Origin of the sequence: Nocardiopsis eucommiae (assembly GCF_965344335.1) — a bacterium.
GTDB classification, from domain to species: domain Bacteria; phylum Actinomycetota; class Actinomycetes; order Streptosporangiales; family Streptosporangiaceae; genus Nocardiopsis; species Nocardiopsis eucommiae.
Genome location: NZ_CBDRIY010000040.1, coordinates 23998 through 41919 on the forward strand (window position 1 = coordinate 23998; position 17922 = coordinate 41919).

At 70.3% G+C, this 17922-nt stretch carries 20 protein-coding genes and 2 tRNA genes; 13 read left to right on the plus strand and 9 right to left on the minus strand.

Going from position 1 to position 17922, the window contains the following annotated elements:
- Positions 1-15: 15 nt before the first annotated feature.
- Together ACRWK8_RS21855 and ACRWK8_RS21860 are read right to left on the minus strand one after the other, a co-directional pair.
- A complete protein-coding gene (locus tag ACRWK8_RS21855; RefSeq protein ID WP_378743477.1) occupies positions 16-219 on the minus strand; it encodes a hypothetical protein in 204 nt (67 codons plus the stop codon).
- Between the two features lie 234 nt (positions 220-453).
- Positions 454-526: transfer RNA gene (locus tag ACRWK8_RS21860), tRNA-Arg, on the minus strand.
- Positions 527-948: 422 nt separating this feature from the next.
- On the opposite strand from ACRWK8_RS21860, the gene ACRWK8_RS21865 reads away from it, so the two are divergent.
- Positions 949-2052, plus strand: coding sequence for a D-alanyl-D-alanine carboxypeptidase family protein (locus tag ACRWK8_RS21865; protein ID WP_431872553.1), 1104 nt, complete (start codon positions 949-951; stop codon positions 2050-2052).
- 105 nt (positions 2053-2157) lie between these two features.
- Here ACRWK8_RS21865 and ACRWK8_RS21870 read toward each other — a convergent pair whose 3' ends face one another.
- The 4 genes from ACRWK8_RS21870 to ACRWK8_RS21885 form a co-directional block, all read right to left on the minus strand.
- The gene (locus ACRWK8_RS21870) at positions 2158-2565 is read right to left on the minus strand and encodes an MscL family protein (protein ID WP_378743475.1); all 408 of its coding nucleotides are present in this window, start codon (positions 2563-2565) and stop codon (positions 2158-2160) included.
- 80 nt (positions 2566-2645) lie between these two features.
- Entirely contained in the window at positions 2646-3302 is a 657-nt protein-coding gene (locus tag ACRWK8_RS21875; protein WP_378743474.1) for an SAF domain-containing protein, read from the minus strand.
- A gap of 151 nt (positions 3303-3453) precedes the next feature.
- A complete protein-coding gene (locus ACRWK8_RS21880) occupies positions 3454-3834 on the minus strand; it encodes an FmdB family zinc ribbon protein (RefSeq protein ID WP_378743473.1) in 381 nt (126 codons plus the stop codon).
- A gap of 274 nt (positions 3835-4108) precedes the next feature.
- Entirely contained in the window at positions 4109-4753 is a 645-nt protein-coding gene (locus ACRWK8_RS21885; RefSeq protein ID WP_431872556.1) for a 5-formyltetrahydrofolate cyclo-ligase, read from the minus strand.
- A 150-nt stretch (positions 4754-4903) separates the two neighbouring features.
- Here ACRWK8_RS21885 and galU point away from each other — a divergent pair, with 150 nt between their 5' ends.
- From galU to ACRWK8_RS21935, 10 genes are all read left to right on the plus strand, one after another.
- Positions 4904-5842 carry a UTP--glucose-1-phosphate uridylyltransferase GalU gene (gene galU / locus ACRWK8_RS21890; RefSeq protein WP_378743471.1) on the plus strand — a complete coding sequence of 313 codons (939 nt, stop codon included), beginning with the start codon at positions 4904-4906 and terminating at the stop codon, positions 5840-5842.
- Between the two features lie 110 nt (positions 5843-5952).
- A complete protein-coding gene (gene glp, locus ACRWK8_RS21895; RefSeq protein WP_378743470.1) occupies positions 5953-7179 on the plus strand; it encodes a molybdotransferase-like divisome protein Glp in 1227 nt (408 codons plus the stop codon).
- 326 nt (positions 7180-7505) lie between these two features.
- Positions 7506-8009 (plus strand): cyclic pyranopterin monophosphate synthase MoaC, encoded by a 504-nt coding sequence (gene moaC / locus ACRWK8_RS21900; RefSeq protein ID WP_431872559.1) that lies wholly within the window; start codon positions 7506-7508, stop codon positions 8007-8009.
- On the plus strand, positions 8002-8511 hold the full coding sequence (locus ACRWK8_RS21905) for a MogA/MoaB family molybdenum cofactor biosynthesis protein (protein ID WP_431872561.1): 510 nt from the start codon (positions 8002-8004) through the stop codon (positions 8509-8511). Before moaC ends, ACRWK8_RS21905 begins: the two co-directional genes overlap by 8 nt.
- A gap of 252 nt (positions 8512-8763) precedes the next feature.
- A complete protein-coding gene (locus ACRWK8_RS21910; protein ID WP_378743467.1) occupies positions 8764-9483 on the plus strand; it encodes a GNAT family N-acetyltransferase in 720 nt (239 codons plus the stop codon).
- A gap of 404 nt (positions 9484-9887) precedes the next feature.
- Positions 9888-10550, plus strand: a complete 663-nt coding sequence (gene sepX / locus ACRWK8_RS21915) for a divisome protein SepX/GlpR (RefSeq protein WP_431872563.1) — start codon at positions 9888-9890, stop codon at positions 10548-10550.
- A 57-nt stretch (positions 10551-10607) separates the two neighbouring features.
- Positions 10608-10681 (plus strand) — tRNA-Ala (locus ACRWK8_RS21920).
- Positions 10682-11133: 452 nt separating this feature from the next.
- On the plus strand, positions 11134-11742 hold the full coding sequence (locus ACRWK8_RS21925) for a TetR/AcrR family transcriptional regulator (RefSeq protein ID WP_431872565.1): 609 nt from the start codon (positions 11134-11136) through the stop codon (positions 11740-11742).
- Positions 11743-11744: 2 nt separating this feature from the next.
- Positions 11745-12158, plus strand: a complete 414-nt coding sequence (locus ACRWK8_RS21930; protein ID WP_431872567.1) for a hypothetical protein — start codon at positions 11745-11747, stop codon at positions 12156-12158.
- Positions 12159-13180: 1022 nt separating this feature from the next.
- Entirely contained in the window at positions 13181-13513 is a 333-nt protein-coding gene (locus ACRWK8_RS21935; RefSeq protein ID WP_431872569.1) for a hypothetical protein, read from the plus strand.
- A gap of 10 nt (positions 13514-13523) precedes the next feature.
- On the opposite strand, the gene ACRWK8_RS21940 is transcribed toward ACRWK8_RS21935, so the two are convergent.
- The 3 genes from ACRWK8_RS21940 to ACRWK8_RS21950 form a co-directional block, all read right to left on the minus strand.
- Positions 13524-13835 carry a sec-independent translocase gene (locus ACRWK8_RS21940; protein ID WP_378743462.1) on the minus strand — a complete coding sequence of 104 codons (312 nt, stop codon included), beginning with the start codon at positions 13833-13835 and terminating at the stop codon, positions 13524-13526.
- Between the two features lie 191 nt (positions 13836-14026).
- The gene (locus tag ACRWK8_RS21945; RefSeq protein ID WP_017543917.1) at positions 14027-14230 is read right to left on the minus strand and encodes a cold-shock protein; all 204 of its coding nucleotides are present in this window, start codon (positions 14228-14230) and stop codon (positions 14027-14029) included.
- A gap of 319 nt (positions 14231-14549) precedes the next feature.
- Positions 14550-16187, minus strand: a complete 1638-nt coding sequence (locus ACRWK8_RS21950) for a dolichyl-phosphate-mannose--protein mannosyltransferase (protein WP_431872572.1) — start codon at positions 16185-16187, stop codon at positions 14550-14552.
- A gap of 110 nt (positions 16188-16297) precedes the next feature.
- On the opposite strand from ACRWK8_RS21950, the gene rsmI reads away from it, so the two are divergent.
- Positions 16298-17173, plus strand: coding sequence for a 16S rRNA (cytidine(1402)-2'-O)-methyltransferase (gene rsmI / locus ACRWK8_RS21955; RefSeq protein ID WP_378743460.1), 876 nt, complete (start codon positions 16298-16300; stop codon positions 17171-17173).
- A gap of 82 nt (positions 17174-17255) precedes the next feature.
- Positions 17256-17918 carry an AIM24 family protein gene (locus ACRWK8_RS21960; RefSeq protein WP_378743459.1) on the plus strand — a complete coding sequence of 221 codons (663 nt, stop codon included), beginning with the start codon at positions 17256-17258 and terminating at the stop codon, positions 17916-17918.
- Positions 17919-17922 lie beyond the last annotated feature (4 nt).

The following is a 17922-nucleotide window of genomic DNA, read 5'->3' on the forward strand; positions in this document are numbered from 1 at the left end:
GCCGCAGGGTCCGGTTCAGACGTCCTTCGGGGACAGCCGCGGGAACTTCCTGGGAAAGAAGCGGTCCGGGTCGGCCCTGCGGGGCCGGGGCCCGCCCCAGTGCTGCGGGCCGGGTTGGGGGTCCCTCTTCAGTGCCCCGGAGATCGCGGAGGGCGACCCGCCCCGCTGGCGCCCCCTGGTGTCGGCCCCGAGTTCGTCCATGTCGTCCCCGTCCGCCATCCGGCCACCCCCGTCCGTGCTCGCGCACGTCTCCTGCCTGGACCTTCGCTGTCCATGATGGCTCGGAAGGGCGCGGGCGCCGTCGCCCGACACGGAGGGGTCCGCCAACTTTCTCGTGACCCCGGAGGGTCTCGTGGGGACTTGTGACGTCTTGACGGTGTCGGGACGGATTCCAGACGCGGGAAAAGACGAAGGGCGCCCCTCTCGGTGGAGAGGGGCGCCCCTGCGTCGAGGCGGCCCCAGCAGGATTCGAACCTGCGACACCCGCTTTAGGAGAGCGGTGCTCTATCCCCTGAGCTATGGAGCCATGGGTGATCCCGTGGCCGGACGTTACCCGGCCACGGGGCCAAGCCTAACCCAGGATGGGTGTGCGTGGGGTGTCGATTGGTGTTGGAGGGTGCGGCCGAGGCACTCTGCGTGCGCGGCACAGTACGCTGACCTACGATTGGTTGTCCTGGTTGTGGTGTGATGTTGTTCATTTCGCGTGTCGTGATGAGAGCCGCCCGCGCGCTTCGGTCACTCTGGGCGGGCGGGTGTGATCGGTCACCGCACCCCGACGACCAGGCCTTCTTCCAGAGGCCGTGCGAGACGGCCGGAAGGGCGGCGACCAACCGTCCACGGGTTCGGCCGTCGGGCCGTACGGTCCAGTGTGTCCGCATGTGGACATGTAGTACGTTGCCTTGCGGCCACGAGTAGGTGTTCGAGGAAAATGCAGCCGGAGGATCATTCGTGCCGTTCACTTCCGAGTCGGCGCGGCGTAGGTCCCGCGCACCGGGTAGCGGGGTGCTGACCGTCCTGGGGGCACACCACCGGGTCCGGATCGCGCAGGCGCTGACACTCATGTTGGTCACGTCCCTGTTCGTCGTGCCGGGGTCCGTACCCCTGGCTCCACCAGCCGAGGCGAGCCTGGAGGACCTGCGCGAGCGCGCCGAGTCCGCCGCCGAGGAGCTGGAGAAGGCGACCGACGAGTACGTCGAGCGCCAGGACGCGCTGGAGGAGGCTCAGGAGGAGCTGATCTCCACGCTCCACGACCTCCAGCAGATCGAGGGCGACCTGAACGAGATGCGCGAGCCTCTCGCGCGCCTGGCCAGCACCATGTACCAGCAGCCCGACGCCGGTGTCCTCGGCATCCTCGCGGCGGGCGACCTCGACGACGACCTCCAGACGCAGTCCTACGCGGCCAAGCTGTCGGAGGACAACCAGGCGCTCATCCAGGACGCCACCAACCTGCGCGAGGAGCAGGTGGGTCTGGCGGGCGAGGCCCAGGAACTCCAGACCTTCACCCAGCTGGAACAGGCCGAGCTCGCCGCCGAGGTGGACTCACTGCGTGAACAGTCCGAGACGAGCATGACCGAGCTGACGGACGAGCTGGAGTCGCGCGGTCTGGACCCCGAGGCGTACATGGCGGCCGCCGACTGCGACCCGAGCGCGGCCTCGAACGCGGGCGGCTACCCCAACGGGCTGCTCCCGCAGGAGGCCCTCTGCTCGCTGTACGACGACAAGTTCCTGAGGGCCGACGCCGCCGTCGAGTTCCTCCAGCTGAACGTCGAGTACGTGGAGGAGTTCGGCGAGAACATGTGCATCACCAGCGCCTACCGCGACCTGCCGAACCAGCACCGCGTCTACGCGCAGGAGCCGCCCGGCTTCGCCGCCGTGCCCGGCACCAGTAACCACGGTCTGGGGCAGGCGATCGACCTCGGGTGCGGCATCCAGAACTTCCGTTCGGAACGGTGGAACTGGATGGAGACCAACGGGGCCAAGTACAACTGGATCCACCCCGCCTGGGCGAAGTCCAGCCCCTTCGAACCCTGGCACTGGGAGTACGAGGGCTAGGGCGCGCGCTGGTTTCGGACCGGCCCGTCAGGCGATCCGGAGGGCGGCCCCGCGGGGCCGCCCTCACGTGTGTCGCGGCGGGGGCCGTGCGAGCCCCTGAGCGCCCTACGAAACGATCTCCGGGGTGACCTCGCTGGTGCAGTGGGCGCACTTGCTGGCCTTCTTGTTGATATCCGAGAAGCAGTGCGGGCACTCGCGGGTGGTGGCTTCCTCGGCCTTGATGAACTTCTCCATCAGCTTGCCCATGGGCAGGACCACGAAGAAGTACAGGACCGCGGCGGTGATCAGGAAGGAGACCAGGGCGTCCACGAAGGACCCGTACAGGAATCTGCTGCCGTTGATCTCGAAGTAGAGGTCGGAGAAGGTGGGGATACCGCCGAAGATCCCCAGGAGCGGGGTGATGAACCCCTCGGTGAACGCCGAGATGAGACCGGCGAAGACGGAGCCGATGACGACCGCGACCGCCAGCTGCACCAGGTTTCCCTGGAGCAGGAACTTCTTGAAGCCTTCCATGGAACTGCCCTACGTGTTCGTGAGTGGTGGATGCGCCCGGTGGGGCGCCCGGGATAGCTTTCACCACCCCTGGTCATCGGTCAACCGCGAATCGTGACAGACAGTCGCGAGGAGATCGCGTGCCCTGCCAGGGTTCTGGCTTCCTCGCTGGTCGCAGCGATGACGACCAGCGATCCCACCTCCCCGCTCGGACCCTCCTCCGCCGGAACCGCCAGCACCGGCCGGTCCCCGACCACCTCGACGGCCGGTCCGGCCCCGGACGGCGGCCCGCCGAACTCGTCGGCGCCCGTGGCCGCCAGTACGTCCACCCGACTGCCGGGGGAGAGCAGGCCGACCACCCCTGCGTCGGCGACCCGCACCGGCACCGCGACCATGTCCGCGCCGTAGCGAGCCGCCGGAGGGTCGCTCAGCCGGGCGTCGGTCAGCACCTCGCCCCGGCGCACCGGAGCGTTCAACGTGAGCCCGGCCGTGGGGTCCCCGGGCGAGAGGGCCCCGTCCGGGACGGAGCGCTGGGCCACGACCACGGGGGCGAGGTCGTCCCCGGAGAGCGGTGCGGTCGGGTCGAGGTCCCTCGCCGCCACGAGCACCTCCGCCTCGGGCTGGGGCGGGGGACGCAGGACGAGGACCGCGCAGACCACGGCCAGGGCGGTCAGGACCGAGGCGACGGCGCGGCGGTGACGGTCGAGGAGGCGGAGCGGGCCGCGCCGGTGCCGGAACGGGGGCGGGGGGTGGCTCATGCCTCCAACGCTAGGCCGGGGGAGGTGGCCCCGGAGGGTTGTCCACAGGGCGGATTCGCGCTCGGATCCCGCCGGGTCCGGGAACCCCGGAGACGACGAAAGCGCCGCCGAGGGGCCTCGGCGGCGCGGCCACGGTCAACGGTGCGGTGGCTCAGCTGCTGGTCGCGGCGGTGCTGCCGCTGGTGCTCTTGCTGCTCGACTTGTCGCCGCCGCCCGTGCTGGCGGTGGCGGCGGCGGGGGTGCCGGTGCCACCGGAGTCGGAGGAGGGCTTGGCGGAGTCGGTGGACTTCTCACTCTTGCCCTCGGAGCCGCCGTCGGTGTTGGAACCGGTCAGGGCGGAGCTGTTCGTGGTGGACTTACCGCTGTCGGTGCGGTAGAAGCCCGAGCCCTTGAAGACGATGCCGACCGCGGAGTACACCTTGCGCAGGCGACCCTCGCACTCGGGGCAGACCGTCAGCGAGTCGTCGCTGAAGCTCTGCACGACCTCCATCTGGGCGTCACACTCGGTGCACGCGTACTGGTACGTAGGCACTGTTCCGGGTCCTCCTTGCTGGCACTCACACCCGTCGACTGCTAAATAGTACGCGTTCGCCGACCACGGCCGCGACAACCCCTCACCGCTGCGGCGCGGAGCGTCCCGTGGGTCGGGCGGCACCGGGCCGAGGGCCGGGGGGAACGCGCGTACCGGGGCGGGTCCGGGACACGACCGCCAGCCATAACGCTCCGCCCCGGCGGCTTAATCCCCTCGGCTCCGCGTCCCCGCCCGCGACCCGCCCCCTCGCTCCGCTTCCCCCGCCCCACGGGCCTCACCCAGGGCGGCCGTCCGGGGCGCCTCCGGGCCAGACCGCCGAGTCCGGGTCGAACACGTGGAGTCCGCCGCCCGGGGTCACGACCGCGTCCACCGGCCGGTCGTGCGCCTCGGCGGGCAACTCGTCCACGAACTCCTCGTCGTGGACCACGGCGATCGCGGGCGTGTGCGGGCCCCTGAGCGGAAGTGCGCGGTCGTAGCAGCCCGCCCCGCGACCCATCCTCGTGCCACGGCGGTCCACCGCCACGGCCGGGCAGATCACCGCGTCGGCGCGGGCCAGCACCTCCGGTCCGTAGCGGTGCCCGGTCGGCTCCACCAGACCGTGCCCGGCCGACGCGAGCCCGTCGGGGCCGTCGTAGGCCGCCCAGTCGAGCGTCCCGTCGGGCAGGAAGATCGGCAGCAGCACGTACGTGCCGCGCTTCCACAGCGCGTTGACCAGGCCACGGGTGCCGGGCTCGCCGCCCACGGAGTAGTAGCAGGCGACGGTCCCGCCCATGGCGAGCCACGGCAGCTCCATGAGGGTGTCGCGGACGGCGGAACCCACGCGGGAGCGCTCCGCCGCGTCCCTCTCCCGCCGAGCGGAGAGCAGCCGGGCGCGGAGCGCGCGCTTGGCGTCGCGGTCGTGTTCGTTCGTGGCACCCATGAGCCCAGTGTGGCACCCGGCCCCCGCCTCCCCCGAGGGGTGAACACTCGGTTGCGGTTACCACGACTTCGCCCGAAACGACGGGGACTTCTCGGCCACGGGAAGCCATCGGTCCACGTGCTGGCGGTTGTCTGTCCTAAAGTGCCGTTCATGAGCGCCGACACCGACCAGAAGCGACCCCGCACCGACGCCGCCGTGACCAAGGCGGTCGTCCCCGCGGCGGGGCTGGGCACCCGTTTCCTGCCCGCCACCAAGGCCACTCCCAAGGAGATGCTGCCGATCGTGGACAAACCCGCGATCCAGTACGTCGTGGAAGAGGCCGTCGAAGCCGGGCTCAGCGACGTCCTCATGATCACCGGGCGCAGCAAACGCTCCATCGAGGACCACTTCGACCGCGCCTACGAGCTGGAGGAGGCGCTGGCCGCCAAGGGCGAGAAGGAGAAGCTCAACTCGGTCCGCGAGTCCAGCGACCTCGCGCAGGTCCACTACGTCCGCCAGGGCGAGCCCCGGGGCCTGGGCCACGCCGTGCTGTGCGCTGAGGCCCACGTGGGGGACAGCCCCTTCGCGGTGCTCCTCGGCGACGACATCATCGAGTCCGCCGACCTGCTCCGCCGCATGATCGAGGTGCGGCGGACCCACGGTGGCAGCGTCGTCGCGCTCATGGAGGTGGAGCCCGAACAGGTCTCCCTCTACGGCTGCGCGGCGGTGGAGCCCACGGACGAGGCCGACGTCGTCACCGTCACCGACCTCGTCGAGAAGCCCTCCCCCGAGCAGGCGCCGAGCCGTTGGGCGATCATCGGCCGCTACGTGTGCGACCCGGCCGTCTTCCCCGTCCTGCACGACACCGCGCCCGGACGCGGCGGCGAGATCCAGCTGACGGACGCCCTCAAGGAACTGGCCCGGACCAGCCCCGACCAGGGCGGCGGCGTCCACGGCGTGCTCCTGCGAGGGAACCGCTACGACACGGGGAACAAGGCCGAGTACATCCGCACCGTGGTGGAGTTCGCCTGCCGCCGCCCGGATCTGGCGGACGAGCTCCTGCCCTGGCTGCGGGAGTTCCTGGACCGCCAGGAACGCCTCCGGGGCTGACCCGGGAGGCCGGGTCCGGGACGTCGGCTCCGGTCATGGTCACAATGGGTCCGGAGCCTCCTCCCGTGACGGGGGAGGCCCCCAGCGCGTCCACGACCCGGAAGGACCTCATGAAGAGCGTCGAACAGCACATCTCCGACCTCCTGGGGTTGGTCGCCGTAGCCGAGCCGATCGAGCTGGACCTGCTCCAGGCACACGGAACGGTGCTGGCTGAGCCGGTCGTCTCCCCGGTGTCCCTGCCGGGCTTCGACAACTCCTCGATGGACGGGTACGCCGTGCACGCGGCCGATCTGGCCGGGGCCACCGCCGACGCCCCGACCAGGCTGCGGGTGGTGGCCGACATCCCGGCGGGCGACGCGGACCCCACCGCGATCCGGCCCGGGCTCTGCGCCCGCATCATGACCGGCGCCCCCATGCCCGAGGGAGCGGACGCCGTGGTTCCTGTGGAGTGGACCGACGGCGGGACCGTCGAGGTGGCGATCGACCGACCCGCGCGGGAGGGCGCGTTCGTCCGGCGCAGCGGCGAGGACGTGCGGGAGGGCGCGACGGTGCTGGGCGCCGGGGTCCGCATCGGGTCGGGGGAGATGGGGGTGCTCGCGGCGGTCGGGCGTCGCACCGTCCCGGTCCGCCCCCGGCCGCGCGTGGTGGTGCTCTCCACCGGTGAGGAACTGGTCGAGCCCGGGCGCCCCCTCGGCCCGGGACAGATCTACGAGTCCAACAGCTACATGCTGGCCGCAGCCGCCCGGGACGAGGGCTGCGAGGTGTACCGCCACGGCTTCGTCGGAGACGACCCGGTCACCGTCTGGGACACGTTGGAGGACCTGCTGGTCCGCGCGGACGTGGTGGTCACCACCGGGGGCGTCAGCATGGGCGCCTACGACGTGGTCAAGGAGGTGCTCTCCAGCAAGGGCACCGTGGAGTTCACCCAGGTGGCCATGCAGCCCGGCAAGCCCCAGGGGTTCGGCACGATCGGCCCCGACGACACGCCGATCCTCACGCTCCCGGGCAACCCGGTGAGCGCCTTCGTGTCCTTCCACCTGTTCGTCCGGCCGGTCCTGCGCAGGTTGCGCGGCCTGCCCACGACCCCTCTGCCGAGCGTGCGGGCCCGGCTCGCCACCCCGGTCGGCTCGCCCCGGGACCGCCGTTCCTACCTGCGCGCCGTGCTCTCCGACCCCACCGCCCTGGACCCGGTGCCCTCCGTGGCCCCGGCGGTTCGGCAGGGCTCCCACCAGTTGTCCGCGCTGGCCGAGGCCAACGGGCTCCTGGTCGTTCCGGAGGAGGTCACGGAGCTTGCCGCCGGTGACCTGGTCGAGGTGCTGGTCCTGCCCGAGCACTGACGCGCGCGGCCCCGGCGCGAGCGGCACCGGGGCGGTGCCGTTCCGGATTCTTGTCGCTCCCGGGCGAGGGCGGGGCGCCGAGGCGGGCCGACGCGGATCCGTTCGTGGCGACGACCGGCACCCCGGGGCGCGGGCCACCGGAGCGCGGTTCCGGGCCGCGCCCCGCGCGGTGGTGGCGGAGGCGCGGGAGGCCGGTCGACGGAGGGCGGGGGCGGCTGTCGTCCCGGAGGAGTACGGTCGTCCTTGGACGCGTCACCACGCGACCCCGTGGCCGACCGTTCCGGGCGGCCGCGAGCCCGCACGAGACGATGAGTGGCTCCACAGCGATGACCGACACCCCACGCCCGGAGGCGCACCCCTCCGGCCTCACGCACCTCGACGAGTCCGGATCCGCGCGCATGGTGGACGTCTCCGCCAAGTCCGTGAGCGCTCGTACCGCCACGGCGACCGGCCGGGTCCTGCTCAGCCCGGAGACGGTCGCCGCCCTGCGCGACGGGGCGGTCCCCAAGGGCGACGCCCTCGCCGTCGCCCGGATCGCCGGTATCCAGGGGGCCAAGCGCACCCCGGACCTCGTCCCGTTGTGCCACCCGATCGCCGTGCACGGCGTCGACGTGGACCTGACGGTGACCGACGACGGGGTGGACGTCAGCGCCACGGTGCGCACCGCCGACCGCACCGGCGTCGAGATGGAGGCGCTCACCTGTGTGATGACCGCCGCCCTCGGCCTGGTCGACATGGTCAAGGCGATCGACCCCGAGGCCGAGGTCACCCGGGTGCGCGTCGAGGAGAAGACCGGTGGGAAGAAGGGCCACTGGAGGCGCGGTGAGTGACGCCGCGCACCGGGTCGCGGTGGTGACCGCGTCCAACCGCGCGGCGTCCGGGGTGTATCCGGACCGCTCCGGTCCCGTGATCGTCGAACGCCTCCGGGCCATGGGCCTCCGGGTCGTCGGGCCCTGGGTGGTGCCGGACGGCGCACCGGTCGCCGAGGCGATCGAGAGGGCCCTCGACGAGGGCGTGGACGCCGTCCTGACCACCGGGGGCACCGGGCTCACGCCGCAGGACCTCACCCCCGAGGCCACACGGCCCCTCCTGGCACGGGAGATCCCCGGGATCGCGGAGGCGCTGCGGGCGGCGGGCCGGGAGAAGGGCGTGCCCACGGCCATCCTCTCGCGCGGCCTCGCGGGGATCGCGGAGCGTTCCGGACACCGGGCGATCGTGGTCAACCTGCCCGGTTCCAGGGGCGGGGTGCGCGACGGGATGGACGTGTTGGAGCCGGTTCTGGGCCACGCGATCGACCAGCTCCGTGGCGGGGACCACCCTCGGCCCGAATGACACCCAACAATGACCGGAATCACATCGGGGGCATTCCGGAGACGGAGAATTCCTTGACCTGGTATCGGTTTTCGGTACTGGCCTGAATGGAGTTTGGCAACATCCGATTCTCGTGCTGTGGGGGTGACGCCCGCCACCTCACACCGACGGAGTGGAATACTGGAAGGCGTCACCGACACCGGGTGCTCCACGAGTACCGAGGGGCGGTGGTGCGACCGCGCAGGGCGGTCCGGAGGGCTCGGAAGGACGGACGTGAACCGCAGACAGGGGTGGCCCGCCACCCTTCAGGAGGGGCCGATCGCGCTTCGCCCTCTGCGCCTTCGCGACGCCCCCGTGCTCCGGGACACCCGGGCGCGCAACGCCGAGTGGCTGCGGCCCTGGGAACCCACCTACCCGGAGATGCCGTTGCGCACCACCGGGCTGACGCCCTACGTGGCCATGCTCCAGGCGATCCGCCGCGAGGCCAGGCAGGGTCTGTCGATGCCGTGGTCGATCACCTACGAGGGCCGCTTCGTCGGTCAGCTCACCGTGGGCGCCATCGTGTGGGGTTCGGCACGGTCCGCGCAGGTCGGCTACTGGGTCGACAGCGCCTACGCGGGGCGGGGGATCACCCCGACCGCCGTCGCCCTGGCCGTCGACCACTCCTTCTTCACTGTCGGACTCCACCGGATCGAGGCCAACATCCGTCCCGAGAACCGCGCCAGCCGACGAGTGGTGACCAAGCTGGGATTCCGTGACGAGGGGGTGCGCAGACGTCAGCTCCACATCGACGGTGCCTGGCGGGACCACATCTGCTACGGCCTCACGGCGGAGGAGGTACCCCGGGGTGTGCTGCGCCGCTGGTACGACGGGACGCCTTCCGGTCCGCCCGAGGAGGGGGGTTCCGGCCCTGGTTCGGCATTGGGGCCAGAGGGCCCGAACGGTGGCGGTGATCCGTGGGATCCGGCGAGTCCGTACCCGGGATCGCACTGAACATGGCACGATCACGGATGCGTCCGGATCTTAAACCCCTCTTTAAGCACAATGATTCATTACTTTGCGTTGAATTGGCACTGCGCTCCGCAGTCACCGCCTGACCTGCTCTTTCGTTCAGGAGGGTCTGACGACCGAAACTGAGGGTCCACAATCTTGCGACACTCCGGTCGGAATGTGGCGCATTTATGGACACGGGGTCGTACCGTGCGGAACATAGACGCATTGACGATGCGGGCAACGCGTGGATATGGCACACGGGAATCGACCCCGGTCCGACGAGGGCCAGGAACGATGTCCAGCCGGAGGACGTCTCTACTTCCGGGAGTACGTCCAGCCACACGCGGGGCGGTGTCGACGAAGTGTCGACCAACGTTCAGTGGCCGTCATCGTGAGGAGGGGTGATGAGCAGCTCTCCTCTGTACCTGGCCATCGTGGTGGTCTGGCTCATCGTCCTCGTCCCGATGCTGCTGCGGAAGGACGCGGTGGACACCGTCCCCGAGGACGCCCGGCGCGAGGACGAGGACGTCGAGGCGCCCGAGTCCGACGAGGAGGCCGACCAGCGCGCTGAGGACGCCTCAGGCGACGAGGGGGACCCGGACCTCACCGAGACCCAGGTGATCCACCGTCCCGCCGTCAGGGGCGACCACGGCGCCGAGGAGGAGGTTCCCGAGCGGAGCCGTCCCGTCGCCGAGGAACGCGTCGGCCACGAGCCCCGGTCCCGCGTCATCGCCCGTCGGCGCCGACGCACCACCGTGCTCACGCTGTTGAACGTCGGCACCGTCGTGGCGGTCGCCTTCGGCCTCGGCCCCTGGTGGGTGATCGCCCCGCCGGTCCTGCTGCTCGTCGGGCACGTGGCCCTGCTGCGCGAGGCCGCCAAGGCCGACGCGGAGCGCCGCGAGGCCGTCGCCAGGGCACGGCGACAGGCGGTCCGTCGGGCCCGCCGCGCCGAGGCGGAGCAGGCCCGCGAGGCCGAGCGCGAGGCCCAGATCATCGCCTTCATCGAACGCCGCAGCCAGGTCTACGACCAGTACGCGGACGCCCGGCTGAGGGCCGCCGGAGACTGACCACGGGCTTCGGTTCGGACCACCCGCAATCTCCTGATAGTCTTTCAAACGTCTTCAGGGGCTATGGCGCAGTCCGGTAGCGCACCTCGTTCGCATCGAGGGGGTCTGGGGTTCAAATCCCCATAGCTCCACTTCACTCTGAGACGACCCTGCTCGGGGGCCTATGGCCTCCTCGCGGGGTCGTTTCGTGTTTCCCCAGGGGGGCGACCCCCTGAGCCCCCGGTTGCTCTGAGGCGACCCTGCTCGGGGGCCTGCGGCCTCCTCGCGGGGTCGTTTCGTGTTTCCCCAGGGGGGCGACCCCCTGGGTCCGGGAGCCCCGGACACAGTCGAAGGGCCCGGTTCGATGAACCGGGCCCTTCGACTGTGTCTCTGGTCGTCCTGGACTGATGCTGCTGTTCCCTGCGGCGGGCGGTCGTCCGGACCGGAGCCCCGAGTGTCACCGGCGAAGCGTCTATACCCTCAGGCGGGTGACCGGTGTGTACCCCAGAGTACCCCGGTGAGTCCGGATGTCCTATGGGTCAGGGACCGCCGATCTCCACAACCGAATCTATACAGTGAAAACTTTCCGGTGTATGGTCGCCGCATGGCAGACGGATACCACCACGGGAACCTGCGGGCCGCCGTGCTCGCGCGAGCCGCCGAGGTCATCGAACAGGAGGGCCCCTACGCCTTCAGCCTGCGGTCGCTCGCGGCCGACCTGGGGGTGAGCCACACGGCCCCGAGGTACCACTTCGGCAGCAGGGAGGGTGTCCTCAGCGCCCTGGCCACAGACGGATTCACCGAGCTGGCCCGCAGGTTGGCGGCCAACCGGGAGGCGGAGGGCGGATTCCTGGAGTCCGGAGTCGAGTACGTGCGCTTCGCTATGGAGCACCCGGCCCACTTCCAGGTGATGTTCGCGCCGAGCCTGCTCGACCAGGACGATCCGGCGCTCTCGGCCGCGCGCGGCGCGGCCTTCGGCGAACTGCGCTCCGGGGTGGCCTCCCTGGCCGACGGCGTCGAGGACCCTGCCGCCGGGGTGGTGGCGGGCTGGTCGATCGTGCACGGTATCGCCACCCTGGCGCTGACCGGCAACCTCGACAGCTCCGGGGTGCGCGCGCTGCTCGGGGACGCCGACCTGCTGGCCGTCACCCGGCGCAGCGCCGGGCTCCTTTTCGGTTCCCCGGAACCACCCCCCTCACCAGCTCAGGAGTGACCATGTCATCCACAGCGCTCGTCACCTCAGGCGTCGTCCTGCTCACCGTGGTCGGCATCGCCTACGGGGGCACGTTCCTGCTCCGCGTGGTGAACGGCGCCTTCCCCGCCAACGAACTCCAGCGCTCCTACTTCCGCGCGGGGCACGCGCACGCGGGAGTTCTGGTGATCCTCGGACTGGTCGTGCGGCTCCTGCTGGACCAGCCCACGGTTCCGAACTGGGGGCGGCTCCTCGGGGACCTGGTGCTCCTGGCCGCGATCCTCATGCCGGCCGGGTTCTTCCTGTCGGTGGTCGGTCGGAACCCCAGCACCCCCAACCGGTGGCGGCTGCTCATCCCCGTGGGCGCGACGAGCCTGGTCATCGGCCTGGTCGCGGCGGGCGTCGCGCTCATCCTCGGCGGCCTGACGGCGGTCTGACCGCCGTTTCCGCCCCGGGACGGAGCCGGGGCCGTTCGCGCCGATAAGCGGCGGGGATTACCGCTGTTAGTGAGAGGCCGAAACCGGGTCTCGGGGTGCTGAAGGGGACCGACTTCCATGAGGGTGGGCGTCCCTCCGTGGACACGAAGCGTGATCGTCCGTCTTCTGGTGATAAGCCCAAGAAGCGATGGTCTGTGTCGGTTTCTGGCTCCTTGTCCCTGTAATGGCGCGGGTCTCCGTGTCGAGTCCGGTCCCCGCGAGGGCGATTGCGCCGTTTCGCAGCGCCCAAACCGCAATAGCGATACCATCACACTCTGTTATGTTCGCCTTCGGGGATTTTGCTCCACGCCGGTCTTGTTTTTGCAGGTCATCGGGGAGGGTGTGTTTGGCGTGGGCAAAGGGGACTTGCCTGAACTGCGACGACAGTGATCTCAGTGGGCTTTCGTAGGCCACTGCTGCAATCTTTGGTCGTATGTCGACCACGGAATGTCGAATATTCGAGCACGGGTCTTGTGGAGCCCGCCCGCATGGGACATCTTGGTTGGCGGGATGGGCCGGAGACATCGATGGAAAGGTGGATGCCATGACCACGCACGCGAAGGCCTCTCGCAAGAGCAACGGCTGGGCCTGGTGGTAACCAGACCGCCGTGTGTTCTTCAGTGAACTCACGTGTAGGGGGCCCGCCGACGACGTCGGCGGGCCCCTTCCGTGTCCCCCGGAACGCGCGTGTCGGGGATTTGACCCCCGACAGTGACGGGTAGGTAGCCGGTACGACAACAGGACAGTCAGGTCCGGACCGACCGTGAAGGGGCGGAACCTCCGTGTCCGACTCCCCCCAGTACCCAGGCGGATACCAACCAGAGGAACCAGAGCCGACGGGCGGGCACGTCCGCCCCACCCCACCCGAGCCGGGACCGCGTCACCCCGGTCCCCGGCCGGAACCCGGACCGGGGGAGCGGGAGCCGCCGGTCGCCGCCGAACGCTTCCGACGCACCACCCGGGCCAGGAGCAAGGTCATCCCGGTGGAACGGAGCCGGGGCTTCTGGCACCTGGCCGTCGGCACCGTCTTCTACGTGATGATCGTCGGCGGCATGGCCGACTACGTCGAGCCGGGCACACGGATCGCCGCCCACCTGGGCTTCTGGCTCCTGATCGGGCTGGCGTTCCTGGTCTCCGCGGCACGCGAGCGTCGCCACGACTGGGCGCCCCGGGCCCGGTGGCCGTGGATCGCCGCGGCGGTGGGCGGCGCCGTGACGGTGGAGATCCTGATCGTCACCCTGGGATCGCCCGCGATCATCATCGGGGCGGTGGTGCTGCTCGCGCTGGGAGCTTTCTTCCTGATGCTCGTCGGCTGAGGGCGTGGCCCTACGTGGCCTCGTCGTCGAAGGGCGGGCGCTTGCCGTTGAGCTGGGAGGCGGGCTTGCGGTCCGCCTCCTCCTCTTCCTCCCAGAAGTGCTTCTGGATGAAGCGCTTGGGGTTGAGGTCCTGGACGTCGAAGTCCTTGTACTCCGGGCCGAGCCCCTCCTTGATGTCGGCGGAGGCGGAGTTGGCCATGGTGCGGAGCTGGCGCAGGACCCGGCCGACCTGCTGGGCGGCCTTGGGGAGCTGGTCGGGGCCGAAGATCAGGAGAGCGAGCAGAAGGAGTAGGACGAACTCTCCCCCACTGATGCCGAACATGTTCAGTCCTCGCTCTTGGTGTACCGACCGGCTTCAAGCAGGTTAACCGGTATCGCCGGGCTTGGGTAACCGCGTACCCCCTTCGCCGCTCCCGGCGCGGCGCGGCGCTCCCGACCAGCCACGACGCCCCCGGAACGCGGTCCAGCCCCCCGCTCGGAGAGCGGAGGGCTGGGAAGACGCACGTGTGACGGTCAGACCGCGCGAACGTCCGCCGCCTGCGGGCCCTTCGGGCCCTGGATGATGTCGAACTCGACCTTCTGGTCCTCTTCCAGGTTCCGGAAGCCGGTGCCCGCGATCGCTGAGTAGTGCACGAACACGTCGGGCTGACCACCCTCGACGGCGATGAACCCGAAACCCTTCTCAGAGTTGAACCACTTCACGGTGCCCTGAGCCATGTGCTCTCCCTTGGGGACTACGGCGGGACCGCACCCTGCTGGTCCCGGGTCGCCGGGCGCCGACCGACGAAGGGTAATCCCGAATCGACAAGCGCCCACGTGAAGTTCCGCGAGGCGCCTTGGGCATCCATGGAAACAACAACAGCAACCAGTTGCAGACAGTACCAGGGGGAGTGGGGCCCTGCCGAGGCCTTTCCGGCAGGAATCCGCGTTTCCGGAGTGTCCTGTTTCGGCAACTCGAAACTGTTGCTTTCCAGCCCTTCTGCCACTAATGGAGATGTGTTCCGGGGAACGGTATTACCCCGTTCCCCGGAGGGGGTCAGGAAGCGTCCCGGCCGTACACCCACACGTCGAACCAGAGCCGGTCCCGCCAGGTCTCCTCGGGTATCGGATACGCCGACAACACCGGGTACAGATACGCGAAGTGGGCGATGGTCAGCAGGACCACCACGCCGAAGACCACCCCGCCCAACGCCCGCAGGTACGGGGCGAACCGGGGACTGTCCTCGCCCGCTCCCATGACCAGCCCCAGCGCCAGCACGATCGCCAGGACCAGGAAGGGCAGGATCGGCAGTGCGTAGAACAGGAACATGGGGCGCTCGGGGTAGGCGAACCACGGCAGCCAGCCCGCGGCGACCGCGAGCAGCACCGCGCCCGCGCGCCAGTCCCGGAAGGTGATCCACCAGCCGAACATCACGGTCACGGCGATGATGCTGAGCCACCAGACGACCGGCGTGCCGATGGACACCACCGAGGTCACGCAGTTCCCGGTGTCGCACCCCACGGCCTGGCCGTTGTAGTGGAAGAGCACCGGGGTGCGCATGACCAGCCACTCCCACGGCGCGGAGATGTAGGAGTGGTCGCTGCTCAGGTTGGAGTGGAAGTTCATCATGCGGCCGTGGTAGTCCCACAGGCTCCACAGCGCCTCCATGGGGGAGCGCAGGAACCCGGGGATCCAGCCGGGGAGCAGCCCGTCCGCGAAGTCCCGGTTGTAGCCGCCACGGGTGAGGAGCCACCCGGACCACGAGACCAGGTAGACGGCGCCCGCCACCACCACGGTCTGCACGAACGCGGGGACGGCGTCGAAGCCGAACCACCGGCCCAGCGGGCGCTGCTGGCCGACGCTGCGGCGGGCCCCGTAGTCCCACGCCACGGTGAGCAGGCCGAAGGCGGCCACGAAGAACAGCGCCGACCACTTGGTGCCGATCGCCAGACCGAAGCACAGCCCCGCCGCGAGCCGCCACCAGCGCATCCCGAGCCAGCCCACAGTGGTGACGTCGGCCCCGGCCTCCGCGAGCCGCACCAGCCGTTCCCGCGTCTTGTCCCGGTCGATCACCAAACAGGCGAACCCGGCCAGGACCCACAGGGTGAGGAAGATGTCCACCATGGCGATGCGGCTCAGGGTGAAGTGCAGGCCGTCCAGCGCCAGGATGAGCCCGGCCGTGCACCCGAGCAGCACCGAGCGGGTCATCCGGGTGGCGAGCCGTACCAGGATGAGCACCGAGAGGACCCCGGCCACGGCCGAGGCCACGCGCCACCCCTCGGGCGTCACGGCCGAGCCGAACGGCATGATCGAGTACAGCCAGTCACCGAGCGCGATCATCCACTTGCCGACGGGCGGATGGACGATGAAGTCACCCGCCCCCGTCCAGATGTCCGGGTTGCCGTTGCTCAGCAGGTCGTCGGAGTTCTCCGACGTGTCGTGCTCGTACCCGAACCTCCACAGGGAGTGGGCGTCCGTGGCGTAGTAGGTCTCGTCGAAGTAGATGCGGTCCGGCTGACCGAGGTTGAAGAACCTCAGCGCGCCCGCGAAGCCCGCGACGACGAGGGCACCCAGCCAGCCGAGCCACCAGGGGCTGGGGAGGCGGGGTGAGAAACGGGAACGGAGCGTGGGCGGCTGGGCCGCGGCCGGGGGGTTCGAGGGCGGTACCTCGCTGTGAAGTGCGGTGGTGGTCATCTCGGCTCGTAGGTTGGGGTCAGAGATGGGGTCCGTTGCGGACGGGCCGCGAAACCGGGTTTCGGGTGGCGCGATAGAGCCAACCGTAGCGCGACAGGACGGGGATCACAGTGGTTGAGGACGTTGACGGGACGCGGCGCGTCGGGAGGCTCGTGCTGGCGGGCCTTCCCATCGGAAACCAGGAGGACGCGCCGCCCCGACTGCTGCGCGCGCTGGAGAACGCGCGCGTGATCGCGGCCGAGGACACCCGTCGGCTCAAGCAGTTCGCCTCCCGTGTGGGGTTCCGGCTGGGCGGTGCGACCGGTGCCCGGATCGTCTCCTACTACGACCAGAACGAGACCCGCCGGAGCGAGGAGCTCCTCGACGACCTCCGGAACGGCGAGGAGGTCCTGGTCGTCACCGACGCCGGGATGCCCGGGGTCTCCGACCCCGGTTACCGCCTGGCCGCCGCCTGCGCGGACGAGGGGATCCCGGTCACGGCCATCCCCGGCCCGTCGGCCGTGACCACCGCCCTGGTGGTGTCCGGACTGCCCACCGACCGATTCTGCTTCGAGGGTTTCCCGCCGCGCAAGGGGCTGAAGGGGTACCTGACCGAGCTGGCCGACGAGCGCCGCACGATGGTGTTCTTCGAGAGCCCGCACCGGGTCGCCGCCACCCTGGAGGCGATGGCCGGGGCCTTCGGCGCGGACCGCCGGGCAGCGGTGTGCCGTGAGCTCACCAAGACCTACGAGGAGGTGCGCCGGGGCGGCCTCGGAGAGCTGGCCTCCTGGGCGGCCGAGGGCGTGCGCGGCGAGATCTCCGTGGTCGTGGAGGGTGCCCGTCCCCGGGCCGAGCGCACCAGTGACACGGACCTGGTGGAGGCCGTCGCCGCCCTGGAGGAGGAGGGCGTGCGCCGCAAGGAGGCGATCACCCGGGTCGCCAAGGAGACCGGGGTGCCCAAGCGCCGCGTGTACGACCTGGTGCACGGGGTCGTCGAGGCGGAGTGAGACCTTCGTCCCGGGTGGGAACCTTCTGGGGCGGAGAGCGTCGAACCTGTCAGTACCCGGCGACAGGAACGAGAATCCGACCATGCGCAGCGAACTCTTCCAGCAGGCCCAGGAGACCCAGCGGCCCGGCATGCACCTCCAGAACCACAAGATGCTGAGAGTGGGCCTGAACGGCGAGTTCCTCGCCAGGCAGGGCTCGATGGTCGCCTACCAGGGCGACATCGACTTCTCCTACCAGGGCGCGGGGAGCGTGGGGAAGTTCTTCAAGAAGGCCTTCACCGGGGAGGGCATGCCGCTGATGCGGGTCACCGGGCGGGGCGACGTGTTCCTGGCCCGGGACGCCTGGGACGTCCACCTCATCGACCTGGAGGGGGACTCCATCACTGTCAGCGGGGAAAACGTGCTGGCCTTCGAGCCGGGCCTGGACTGGGACATCCGCCGCGTGCAGGGCGCCGGGATGATGGCCGGGGGCCTGTTCAACACGGTGTTCAGCGGACACGGACGGGTGGCGGTCGCCTGCCACGGCACACCGGTGCTGCTCAACATCGACCAGCCCACCTTCGTCGACACCGACGCCGCCGTGGCGTGGTCCAGCACGCTGCGGACCGGCATCCGGCGCACGGCCAAGGCGGGGGCCATCATCGGGCGCGGCAGCGGTGAGGCCTTCCAGCTCTCGCTGGAGGGGCAGGGCTTCGTGCTGGTACAGGCCTCGGAGGGCGCCCCGGTGCCGCAGCCCCAGGGCTGACCAG

What these genes read in the sequence shown, in the direction of transcription:
- ACRWK8_RS21855 (WP_378743477.1), bottom strand. Translation starts at nt 219, where the DNA reads ATGGCGGACGGGGACGACATGGACGAACTCGGGGCCGACACCAGGGGG.
- ACRWK8_RS21870 (WP_378743475.1), bottom strand. Translation starts at nt 2,565, where the DNA reads ATGGAAGGCTTCAAGAAGTTCCTGCTCCAGGGAAACCTGGTGCAGCTG.
- ACRWK8_RS21875 (WP_378743474.1), bottom strand. Translation starts at nt 3,302, where the DNA reads ATGAGCCACCCCCCGCCCCCGTTCCGGCACCGGCGCGGCCCGCTCCGC.
- ACRWK8_RS21885 (WP_431872556.1), bottom strand. Translation starts at nt 4,753, where the DNA reads ATGGGTGCCACGAACGAACACGACCGCGACGCCAAGCGCGCGCTCCGC.
- galU (WP_378743471.1), top strand. Translation starts at nt 4,904, where the DNA reads ATGAGCGCCGACACCGACCAGAAGCGACCCCGCACCGACGCCGCCGTG.
- glp (WP_378743470.1), top strand. Translation starts at nt 5,953, where the DNA reads ATGAAGAGCGTCGAACAGCACATCTCCGACCTCCTGGGGTTGGTCGCC.
- moaC (WP_431872559.1), top strand. Translation starts at nt 7,506, where the DNA reads ATGACCGACACCCCACGCCCGGAGGCGCACCCCTCCGGCCTCACGCAC.
- sepX (WP_431872563.1), top strand. Translation starts at nt 9,888, where the DNA reads ATGAGCAGCTCTCCTCTGTACCTGGCCATCGTGGTGGTCTGGCTCATC.
- ACRWK8_RS21925 (WP_431872565.1), top strand. Translation starts at nt 11,134, where the DNA reads ATGGCAGACGGATACCACCACGGGAACCTGCGGGCCGCCGTGCTCGCG.
- ACRWK8_RS21930 (WP_431872567.1), top strand. Translation starts at nt 11,745, where the DNA reads ATGTCATCCACAGCGCTCGTCACCTCAGGCGTCGTCCTGCTCACCGTG.
- ACRWK8_RS21940 (WP_378743462.1), bottom strand. Translation starts at nt 13,835, where the DNA reads ATGTTCGGCATCAGTGGGGGAGAGTTCGTCCTACTCCTTCTGCTCGCT.
- ACRWK8_RS21945 (WP_017543917.1), bottom strand. Translation starts at nt 14,230, where the DNA reads ATGGCTCAGGGCACCGTGAAGTGGTTCAACTCTGAGAAGGGTTTCGGG.
- ACRWK8_RS21950 (WP_431872572.1), bottom strand. Translation starts at nt 16,187, where the DNA reads ATGACCACCACCGCACTTCACAGCGAGGTACCGCCCTCGAACCCCCCG.
- ACRWK8_RS21960 (WP_378743459.1), top strand. Translation starts at nt 17,256, where the DNA reads ATGCGCAGCGAACTCTTCCAGCAGGCCCAGGAGACCCAGCGGCCCGGC.